Source organism: Corallococcus aberystwythensis (genome assembly GCF_003612165.1).
Lineage (GTDB): Bacteria > Myxococcota > Myxococcia > Myxococcales > Myxococcaceae > Corallococcus > Corallococcus aberystwythensis.
The window spans coordinates 1-9,934 of sequence record NZ_RAWK01000324.1 but is presented as its reverse complement, the minus strand read 5'-3'; the positions used below and the strand labels follow the sequence as shown (position 1 = coordinate 9,934).

At 73.3% G+C, this 9,934-nt stretch carries 6 protein-coding genes; 2 read left to right on the top strand and 4 right to left on the bottom strand.

The window, feature by feature from the left end:
• The first annotated feature begins 60 nt into the window (after nt 1-60).
• The gene (gene hpf, locus D7W81_RS36030; protein ID WP_120559910.1) at nt 61-423 is read left to right on the top strand and encodes a ribosome hibernation-promoting factor, HPF/YfiA family; all 363 of its coding nucleotides are present in this window, start codon (nt 61-63) and stop codon (nt 421-423) included.
• Nucleotides 424-588: 165 nt separating this feature from the next.
• Complete coding sequence (locus D7W81_RS36025) at nt 589-2,670, top strand: MXAN_5187 family protein (RefSeq protein WP_120559909.1); 2,082 nt, start codon at nt 589-591, stop codon at nt 2,668-2,670.
• 84 nt (nt 2,671-2,754) lie between these two features.
• On the opposite strand, the gene D7W81_RS36020 is transcribed toward D7W81_RS36025, so the two are convergent.
• From D7W81_RS36020 to D7W81_RS36005, 4 genes are all read right to left on the bottom strand, one after another.
• A complete protein-coding gene (locus D7W81_RS36020) occupies nt 2,755-4,404 on the bottom strand; it encodes an ATP-binding protein (RefSeq protein WP_120559908.1) in 1,650 nt (549 codons plus the stop codon).
• A 64-nt stretch (nt 4,405-4,468) separates the two neighbouring features.
• The gene (locus D7W81_RS36015; RefSeq protein WP_120559907.1) at nt 4,469-5,836 is read right to left on the bottom strand and encodes a periplasmic substrate-binding domain-containing protein; all 1,368 of its coding nucleotides are present in this window, start codon (nt 5,834-5,836) and stop codon (nt 4,469-4,471) included.
• A gap of 161 nt (nt 5,837-5,997) precedes the next feature.
• The gene (locus D7W81_RS36010; protein ID WP_120559906.1) at nt 5,998-7,350 is read right to left on the bottom strand and encodes an FG-GAP repeat domain-containing protein; all 1,353 of its coding nucleotides are present in this window, start codon (nt 7,348-7,350) and stop codon (nt 5,998-6,000) included.
• Nucleotides 7,347-9,934, bottom strand: a 2,588-nt coding sequence (locus D7W81_RS36005) for a penicillin-binding protein 1A (protein ID WP_244227676.1), incomplete at its 5' end; no start/stop codon positions are given. The genes D7W81_RS36010 and D7W81_RS36005, both read right to left, overlap by 4 nt.

Sequence of the window (9,934 nt, the reverse complement as noted above, 5' to 3'; positions counted from 1 at the left end):
TGCGACAGCCCCTCACGGGCGGGCGGGGGACTGCCCATGTTTATGCCCGGAGGTGATTCCATGAAGGTGCTGTTGCGTGGAGTGCATCTGGGGCTGAACGACAACCTGAAGCAGTACGTGGACACCCATCTGGTGGCCCACATTGAACGGTTCGCCGAGGACGAGGCGTCGGAGATCGACATCGCGCTCGTGGACATCAACGGGCCCAAGGGAGGCGTGGACAAGGAGTGCCGGGTGACGGTGCGCATGCCTGGCTTGGAGTCGGTGCACGTGACGGAGACGTCGGAGACGTTGTTCCAGGCCATCGACGCGACGCGTGACCGCTTGGAGCGGGCCATCAAGCGCGCGGTGGAGCGCCGCCGCCAGGGCATGGGAAACAGCGGCATGCCGTTCGACCTGAACGCGGACGCGACGAACTACTAGACGTCCAGGCGTCCGGCTGTAGCACGCTGTGAAAGAGCGAAGGGCCCGGGAATTCCGGATGCCAGCCAGGCATCCGGCCCCCGGGTTCCTTCGGGCCAGTTCCTTGCTGGGGTCGAACGGTGGACGCTATAAGCGGACCTCTCACCCCTGGGCTAAAGGACGGCGATGGTCCGCCTCAAGTTCCTGCTGTTCGCACTCCTGGTCCTCGGACTGGGCCTGGCTCACCTCCCGATGCTGTCGGCGCCCCAGCGCGCGCGCGCGGTGGAAGGTGCGGCGCTCCAGGCCGCTTCCGGCACCAGCGAGGCCGCGCGTCGCGTGGAGGCACGCCGCGCGGAAGTGCAGTCCCTGGCGCTGAAGCTGGCCGGCAGCCCCCAGGTGGCCGCCGCCGTGCACGCGCTGAACCCCACACCCGCGCCGAAGTCCCCGCGTGACCGCGCCTCTGGCCGGGACGCGGAGGAGACGGGCGCGCTCCTGCCGCTCACCGCCGAGCGCTTCGCTTCGCTGCGCACCGCCGCGGAAGCCGGTCTGCCCAAGGAGCTCCAGGGCGCGGTGGTGGCGGTGGTGGCCGGCGACGCGAGCTTCCATGCACGCGCGGGCGCCGAGCCCTCGTCGGACACCGCGGCGCTGGACGTCGCGGCGCTCGCCAAGGCGGGCACGTCCGTGGCGGACGCCTTCGGGGCGCCGCACGTGTTCGCGTCCGTGCCGCTCGCGTGGAGCGGTGAGGGGACGCGGGCTCCGGCGGTGACGCTGGTGGTGGGCGCGCCGCTGGCCGTGGACACCGCGCTGCAGGGCGCGCTGGATGCGTCCGGCGCCGCCGCGGTGGGACTGGTGCAGGGCGACAAGGTGGTGGGAGGCGTGGGCGCGGAGAAGGCGCGGCTGGATGGCGCGCTGCCCCGTCTGCCGGCCGGTGCGAAGGACACGGTGCTGGAGTCGGGTTCGCTCCAGGCGCTGGGCCCGGTGCAGCTGCCCGCCTTCACCAGCGGCGATGCGATGGGCGGCCAGGCGCCGCTGTTCGTGGGCTCCCGCCAGGCGCTGACGGGGACGCCGTATGAGGTCGTGGTCCTCGCGGGCACGGCGGCGACGCTGGCCCCGCTGGCCTCGTACCAGCACACCGCGCTGCTCGCGCTCGCGGGCCTGTTCGTGCTGAGCCTGGTGTGGACGGCGCTGATGGGCGGGGGCAAGAAGTCCTCCGACGAAGAGGCCGTGTCGGGCGGTTCGGACACGCTGGGCTGGTCCGCGGCGATGGCCGCGCAGTCCGCGCCCGCCGCGCAGCCCGTGACCACCTCGCCGCCGGCTCCGGCCGCAGTGGCGCCCGTGGCGGATTCGTTCGGTTCGAATGCGCACGCGGAGCCGCTGTCCAACCCGTTCGGTTCGGCCGCGCACGCGGAGCCGCTGTCCAACCCGTTCGGTTCGGCCGCGCCGCCGGCCGCGGATCCGTTCGCGGGCCCGGATGCGTTCCCCTTCCCGGGGACTCCGGCTCCGGCCGCGGATCCGTTCGCGATGCCGCTTCCGCAGCAGGCCGCCGCGCCGATGGCGGATCCGTTCGCGATGCCGCTTCCGCAGCAGGGCGCGCCGTTCGGGGCACCGCCGGCCGCGGATCCGTTCGCGGGCCCGGATGCGTTCCCCTTCCCGTCCGCGCCCGCGGCCTACCCGCCGCCGGCCGCGGAGCCGTTCACGCCGCCTCCGGCGTACGCGCAGGGCGGAGCGATGCCCTTCGAGCACCCGGCCCCGGCGGTGGAGCCCCTCGCTCCGGCGGCGCCGCGTCACGGCGCGTTCGCCTTCGAGGATCAGCCCACGGCGGCGTACTCGCTGCAGCAGGCGGCCAATCCGTTCGCGCTGGCGGCGGCGCAGTCCTCGGATCCGGAGTCCCCGGAGACGACGCGCGTGGCGGCGATTCCGCGCGAGCTGCTCCAGGCCAGCACCCGGCCCACGTCCGAGGCCATCCCGATGCCGCCTCCGCGCTCCAGCGCGCCGCAGGCGGTGCCGCTGCCCATGCCGGGCGTCAACAGCGCGGCGGCGGTGGCCCTGTCGGAGGAGCAGCACTTCCAGGACGTCTTCCGCGAGTTCGTCACCACGCGCGAGCGCTGCGGTGAGCAGGCGGATGGCCTGACGTACGACAAGTTCGTGCAGAAGCTGCGCAAGAACAAGGAGCAGCTCGTCACGAAGTACGCGTGCAAGACGGTGCGCTTCCAGGTCTACGTGAAGGAAGGCAAGGCCGCCCTCAAGGCGACGCCCGTCAAGGACTGACGGCCCGTTCCGCGTGCGGTACCCGAAGGCCCGGGACCTCTTCCACGAGGTGCCGGGCCTTCTTCACGTGGGGCCTGCTTCCGCTCAGCTCGCGCGGGGGAGCACGACGCTGAAGCGGGCGCCCTGGCCCGGCTCTCCGCCGACCTCCAGGCGGCCGCCGTGCTCCTGGAGGATTCGCGCGGCGATGGCGAGCCCCAGGCCGGTGCCGCCGTCCTTGGTGGTGAAGTAGGGCTCGAAGATGCGGGCGCGGTGTTCCAGGGGGATGCCCGGGCCTTCGTCCTCCACCTCCACGATGGCGTCCGCGTCGGTGCCCTTCACGCGCACGCGCAGCGCACCGCCCCTGCCCGTCATCGCCTCCTCCGCGTTCTTCACCAGGTTGACGAGCACCTGCGTGAGCTGGTCGCGGTCCGCGCGGGCCACCACGCCCGTCTGCAGCGTGGGCACCAGCTGGATGCCTTCGGGGGGCGCGGCGTACAGCGACAGGACGCCCTGGGCCAGCTCGCTCAGGTCCACCGGCGCGAGCTGGGGCTTGGGCAGGCGCGCGAAGCGGCTGAACTCGTCCACGATGCGCCGCAGCCGCTCCACCTCCTCCAGGATCACGCCCGCGCTGTCCTTGAAGAGGGTGGGGAAGCTGGGGTGGCGCGCCTCGTGCGCGGCCATCAGCGTCTCCAGCGACATGCGGATGGGGGTGAGGGGGTTCTTGATTTCGTGCGCCAGCCGCCGGGCGACCTCCTGCCACGCGGCGATGCGCTCGGTGGCCATCAGCCGTTCGGTGGTGTTCTTCAATTCGGACGTCATGTGGTTGAACGTCCGGACCAGCTCGCCCACCTCGCCCGTGGCGCGGGCCGTCACCTGCACGTCCAGGGCGCCTTCCGCCACGCGGCGGGCACCGGAGGTGAGGGCCTCCACGGGCCGCGTCATCCAGCGGGACACCAGCATGCCCAGGAGCGCCGCGAAGCCCAGGCCCAGGCCGGCGAGGAGGAGGAACGCGCGCATGACGCCCTCTTCGGCTTCCCGTGCGGCGGCGCGGCTGAAGGTGAGGCGCACGGAGGCCGCGTTGCCCAGGGGCAGCACCTGCTCCACGGTGGGCGGGGCCGCGCTGCCCGCGTGCGCGACCTGGGTGCCGCCGGACAGGAGCGTCACGTCGGATTGCGTGAGGCGGGCCAGGTGCTGGGCCAGGCCGTCATCCAGCACCACACCGCCCACGGCCCACAGGCGCACGTCGCCGTAGTCCACGGGGCGCGCGGTGACGAGCGCGGGGACCTGGCGCAGGCCCGCGTCGCCTCGCACGTCCACGCGCACGGGGACGGGTTTGGGGGACTTCTCCTTCGTCACGGCGAAGAGGACGGGGTCCGGGTCTCCGCGCCGGGCGGGCAGGTGGCCGGAGGACAGCACGGTGCCGTTGCGGTCGAAGAGGGTGAGCACGGTGAGGCCCCGGCTCTTCATCAGGCCCTCGGCGGTGTTGGCCTGGATGGCGCGCATGGGGGCGGAGCGCGCCTCACGCACCAGGTCCTCCATGGCGGGGCTCTCCACCAGTTCCTCGACGGCGCGGCGCGCGTTGGCGGCGGAGCGTTCCAGGGACTCCTGCGCGGAGGCGGTGGCGGCCGTCATGCGCGCGTCGAGTTCGCGGGACAGCGTGTCGCGCAGGCGCGTCAGCGTCAGGGGAACGACGATGGCCAGCGGCACCAGCGCGAGCAGGGCGAAGGCGAGCGCGAGCCGGGTCCTCAGGCGCATGCGGGCCGGTCCTTGCTGGGGGCCTGACGGCCGAGGGGCTTCGGAGCGGCGGCGCGGGGGCTGCTCACGGCCGGCCTCCACCACCCGAGGCTTCGACGGGCGCGAGCCACGCGCCTTCGAGCACCGGCAGCCCCTGGGCGTCCAGCACCAGCCCCGTCACCTCCGGCGCGGCGCGCAGGGCGAGCCCCTGGGCGTACAGCGGAATAAGGGGCACGGACGGGGCGAGCGCCAGGGCCCGTTCGCGGCTTCGCGCATCGCGGGCTCCAGCGTCCGCGAGCGCTCCGATGGGCGGCAACTCCACGCCGAGCAGGTCGCGGCGTCCGCCTGCCTCCAGCACCACCGCCAGCGCGGGACCAGGAATGGGCGGCAGCAGGAACGCGCTGAGCATCAGCTCGAAGTCGCCCTTCGCCTGACGGCTTCGCAGGGCGGCGCGCGACTGGGGCTCCAGCGCGACGGTGTAGCCCTGGTCATGCAGCTTCACCTGGATGCGCTCGGCCACGGCGCGTTGATCCGCCAGGGCGGCGTCATAGGCGAGCGTCACCTTGCGCGCCGCGCCCGCCGGAGGGGCACCGGGCCGGGGCCTGGGGCCCTGGGGCATCAGCGCGGGCGGCAGCAGGTTCGCCATGGGCACGGCGGGCCCCCTCACGAACAGCCGCGTGAGGTCCTCGCGGTCGATGGCGCTCTCCACGGCCTGCCGGAAGTCCGCGGGCACCTTCCGGGGCGAGTACGCCAGATAGGTCGCGTACAGCGCGGCGCCGGTGAGCGTGTCGTTGTCCGGCGGCGTGCCCAGCTCCACCTGCACCTGCCGCGCGGACCACAGCCGCGTGAGGCCCCGCTCATCCGTGGCGGTGAGCGCCAGCCTGTCCAGGTACGGCCGGCCTTCGGGCCACGCGACCTGGGCTTCCAGCACGCCCCGTCCCGCGGCGCTGAAGGGGCCCGAGGCCGGAGACGGCGGCGTCGCGAGGGCAGGGTGACACAGCGAGCGCTCCAGGTCGGGCCACGGGAAGGCCAGCGCCAGGTCCAGCGTGGTGCCCGAGGACGTCACCTGCCGGCCCTCGCCGCGCAGCGGATACAGCAGCGCGCGATACGGAGACGGCGCCTCCGAAGACGACAGCCGCGACCATGCGCGAGCCAGCGCGGTGGCGCTGGCGGCGGAAGGCATGGCGACGCGCAGGGCCTGGGGCACGGGCCGCGACAGCTCCCGCGCCAGCGTCGGGTGTACCTGTCCCCCGGCGTCCGCGCGACACACGGGCCGCGTCAGCAGGCCCAGCAGCGCGGCCTCCATCGGCGTGTCGGCGAGCGCAGGCTCACCGATTTCAGGCGGCCCCGCGTGCGCGATGCGCAGCTCACCGCCGTAACGCGGACGGCTGGCTGCGAGCGCTGGCGTGGACGAAAGCAGCACGAGGCCCGCGAGGGCGGAGCGGAACATCACGTGGGTCCCCTGCCTCAAGCGGAACGGATTGCCCGTGCGGTTGGACCGTGCAGCGCATGCCGCCAGGGGCCTGCGAATCCCGTGTGGGGGATGGGCGGACGGGCTCGTGTCGCTGGCTCGCGACGGCGTTGGCAGTGGGGCATGGCGTGTGTGGCCCTTCATCACGGTGCACCCTGGCGCAGGAGGAACAGCTCGCTAGTGCCGTCCGGCTTCCATGAACCCACGATGACTTCACGGCGCTTGTCGCCATCCAGGTCCGCCGTCACCACGTAGAGCGCGCGGCCCGCGGGCAGTGCTCCCTGCCACAGGGGCTCGTGCGCCGTGGGTGTGTCGGACGTCAACGACAGCCCCCGCAGCACGTCCGGCGACGGCTGGAGCTGCGGGGACGTGGTGAGCAGCTCCGGCACCCCGTCGCCATCCAGGTCTCCCAGCGCACTGCCCGCGCCCAACCCGGGCACCTTCGCCGGCGGGGACGCGGGGCGCGCGTAGAGCGACCCCGTGCCATCCGCGTGCACGAACAGCATGCGCGACGACGCGAAGCTCGCCGTGCCGAAGGGCGCGGGCACCGTGAGGCTCCGCCCGTCCGCCAGCCGCACCTCCGGCGCGAACACCGTCTGCCCCGGCACGAACGCTCCCCGCTCCGCCGTCCCCAGCGGCGCGGCGTCCAGCGTCCCTGACGGACGCAGCGTCCCCTTCGCCTTGTCCAGCACCAGCACTTCTCCGCGCGCGTACCGCGTGCTCCAGGCCGCCAGTCGCGGTGGCCCCGTCAGCACCGCCAGCGCCCCGAAGGGCTCGCGCGTCGCCGCCGCCGCGGCCGTCCCTTCCAGCTCCCGCCGCGCCAGCACCCGCCCGTCCGCGCTGAACACCACCACCTCATGCTCGGTGAGCACGGCCACTTCATCGCGGCCGTCACCATCCAGGTCCCCCGCCGCCAGCGCCGCCAAGGGCATCTCCAGCCGCGCGAACACCGCGCCGAGCAGGCGCACCGGCCGGCGCTCCCGCGGACCCGGGCCCGGCGTTCCGGAGGACTGTGTCCCCACCGCGGCCAGTGCCAGCACCGCGGCGTCCGCCTCCACGCCTTCGGCCACGGCGGCGGAGGGCTTCGGCGGACGCGTGGGCGTGCGGCCGGACCAGAAGTTCACCCACGTGCCCAGCACGTCGCCTCGCGCCGTCAGCTCGCCGCCCTCCACGTCCAGCGTGAGCCTCGCGAGCGAGCGGGCTCCCTGTTCGCGGGCGGCGGCCTCGGCGCGCTCGGGCGGAACGTCCAGTACCACCGGCCCCAGGTTCATCGCCGAAAGGCGCGCGGCCAGCAGCGTCCCGAAGGCGCGGCGCAGCTCGGCGGAGCCTCCGGACAGGCAGAGGGCCACGGGCGCCTCGGCGGGCGCACCGCGGATGGCGTCCGCCACGGCCAGGGCCAGCCGTGCGGAGGCGGGGGGCGCGCTGTCGTCCACCTCCGCCCGGGCGGGCAGGGCGAACACGAGCGCGAAGAGCAGCGGAAGGAGCGAGCGACTCACAGGCCCCTTTTGCCACCTTCGTCCATGAAGTAGTTGTCCGGCGTCACCTGTCCGGGCGGCGGGGCCTCGGCGGTGGGCTGGGTGCCCTCCAGGTAGGGCTCCATCCGGCCCGGAACCGCGTTGCCCGCGAGCAGCCCCGTCGCCGGGTCGATGCGCACCTGCGTGACGCCCGGAGGCATCTCGAAGTCGCGCGCGGGCAGGCCGTCCTCCGCCACCCGCATGAAGTTGAGCCAGATGGGCAGCGCGGCCCGGCCACCCGTCTCGCTGCTGCCCAGCGGCGAGTTGTCATCGAAGCCCACCCACGCGCTGGCCACCCAGTCCATCGTGTAGCCGTTGAACCACGTGTCCTTGGACTCGTTGGTGGTGCCCGTCTTGCCCGCGGCGGGCCGGTTCAGCTCCCGCACCGCGCGCGCGCTTCCGTCCTCCACCACGCTGCGCATGAGCGACGTCGTGAGGTACGCCACCGCGGGAGGCAGCGTCTCCTCGAAGGCGGGCTGGTGCTCCTCCAGCACCGTGCCCTTCGCGTCCTGCACGCGCAGGAGCGTCAGCGGCTCCGCGTAGCGGCCGTTGGCCTGGAGCGTGGCGTACGCGTTGACGGCCTCCAGCATCGTCACCTCGCCGGTGCCCAGCGCCAGCGTGAGGTTCTCCGGCATCGCGGAGCGGATGCCCGCCCGGCGCGCGAAGTCGATGGCGGTCGCGGGGGTGACGGCCTCGATGAGCCGCACGGACACGGTGTTCTTCGACTTGCTCAGCGCCGTGCGCAGCGTCATGGGGCCCTCGAAGCGCCCGTCGAAGTTCTTCGGCCGCCACTCCTTGCCCGTGTACGGGTCGCGGATGGACTCCGGCGCGTCGTTCACCATGGAGAGCGGGGTGAAGCGCCCGCTGGCCAGCGCCGCGCCGTAGATGAACGGCTTGAAGGACGACCCCGGCTGGCGCTTCGCCTGCGTGGCGCGGTTGAACGACGAGCGCTCCGCGTCGTAGCCGCCCACCATGGCCACCACGTTGCGGTTGGCCGGGTTGATGACCACGAGCCCGCCCTGCACCACGGGCACCTGATCCAACGTGGCCTCCACGAAGGCCGGCGCCGGAGGGGCCTTGAGCACGCGCACGAACACCAGCTCCCCGGGCGTGAACACGTCCGCGATGCCCTTGGGCGCCTTCTTGCCCTTCTGCCGCGCCCACGCGACGGACGCGAACGGAATCTCCGCGGTGCGGCCCACCAGGTCCACGCGCGCCACATCGCGCTTCGGGTCCACCTCGGTGACGTAGCCGGTGAGGCGCAGGCCCTCCTCCATCGGCTTGAGGAGCACCTGTCCCACGCGCACGCGCTCCGGCGACTGGACCTCCTCTTCCTCCGAGTCCGTGTCCGCGGCCAGGACGGCGGGGCGCTGCTCCTCGGCGCCTTCCACTTCCGGCGTCGCTGGCGTCGTTGGCGTCTTGGCCTCCGGAGCCGGGGCGGCAAGGGGCTGCGCGAGCGGCGCCAGGTCCGCGACGTAGCCCTGGTCCTTCTGCCGGCGGCCGGCCTCCTCGATGCGCTGGACGATGAGCTCGCGGTAGCGCTTCCACTGCGCCTCCTCCAGCTTGCCCAGCGCGCCCCGGTAGCCCTGGCGGCGGTCCACGGCCTCCAGGCCGTCACGCACGGCCTTCTCCGCGGTGGCCTGGAGCTTGGGCACGAGCGCGATGTTCACGCGCAGGCCGCCCTCCATCACCGTCTTCTCTCCGTAGCGCTCAATCAGCGTGCGGCGGATCTCCTCCGCGTAGTAGGCGCCCGCGCTGGCGGCCTTGCGCGGCGCGAGCACGATGGGCTTCTCCTTCTCCGCGTCCACCACCGCGCGCGGCACGAAGCCCTGGCCGGCCATCTGCTCCAGCACGTAGCGCTGGCGCGACTTGGCGCGGGTGATGTTCGCCACCGGGTTGATGCGGTGGGGAGACTGCACGGTGCCCGCGAGCACGGCGGCCTCACCCACGGACAGGTCCTTCGCGTGCTTGCCGAAGTAGAAGAGCGCGGCCTCCTCCAGCCCGTAGCGGCGCTGCCCGAAGTACACGCCGTTGATGTAGAGGCTGAGGATCTGATCCTTGGTGAGCGCCTGCTCCAGGCGCGGGGTGAGGATCCACTCGCGAATCTTGCGGCCCAGGCTGCGCTCGGGCGTCAGCAGCATGTTCTTCACCACCTGCTGCGTGAGCGTGGACGCGCCGGACTTGCGGCTGCCGGGGATGAGGTTCTTCACGCCCGCGCGCAGGATGCCGAAGGGGTCCAGGCCCTCGTGCTTGTAGAAGTCCGCGTCCTCGGCGGCGAGGAACGCGTTGCGCACGTGCGGGGGCAGGTCCTCCATGCGCACGAGCGTGCGGCGCTCCAGCGCGTACTCCGCGCAGAGCGAGCCGTCCGCGCACGTCACCTTCGTCACCTGCGGCGGCAGGTAGTTGCGCAGCGACTCCACGGAGGGCAGGTCGCGGCTGAAGTAGACGTACGTGCCCACGCCCACGCCGATGAGGAGCAGCAGGCCCACGACGCCCAGCACCATCAGCCGCTTCGTCCAGCGCCACAGCGCGGCGCCGAAGCCGCCCTTCCGGGGCGGTGGGGCTC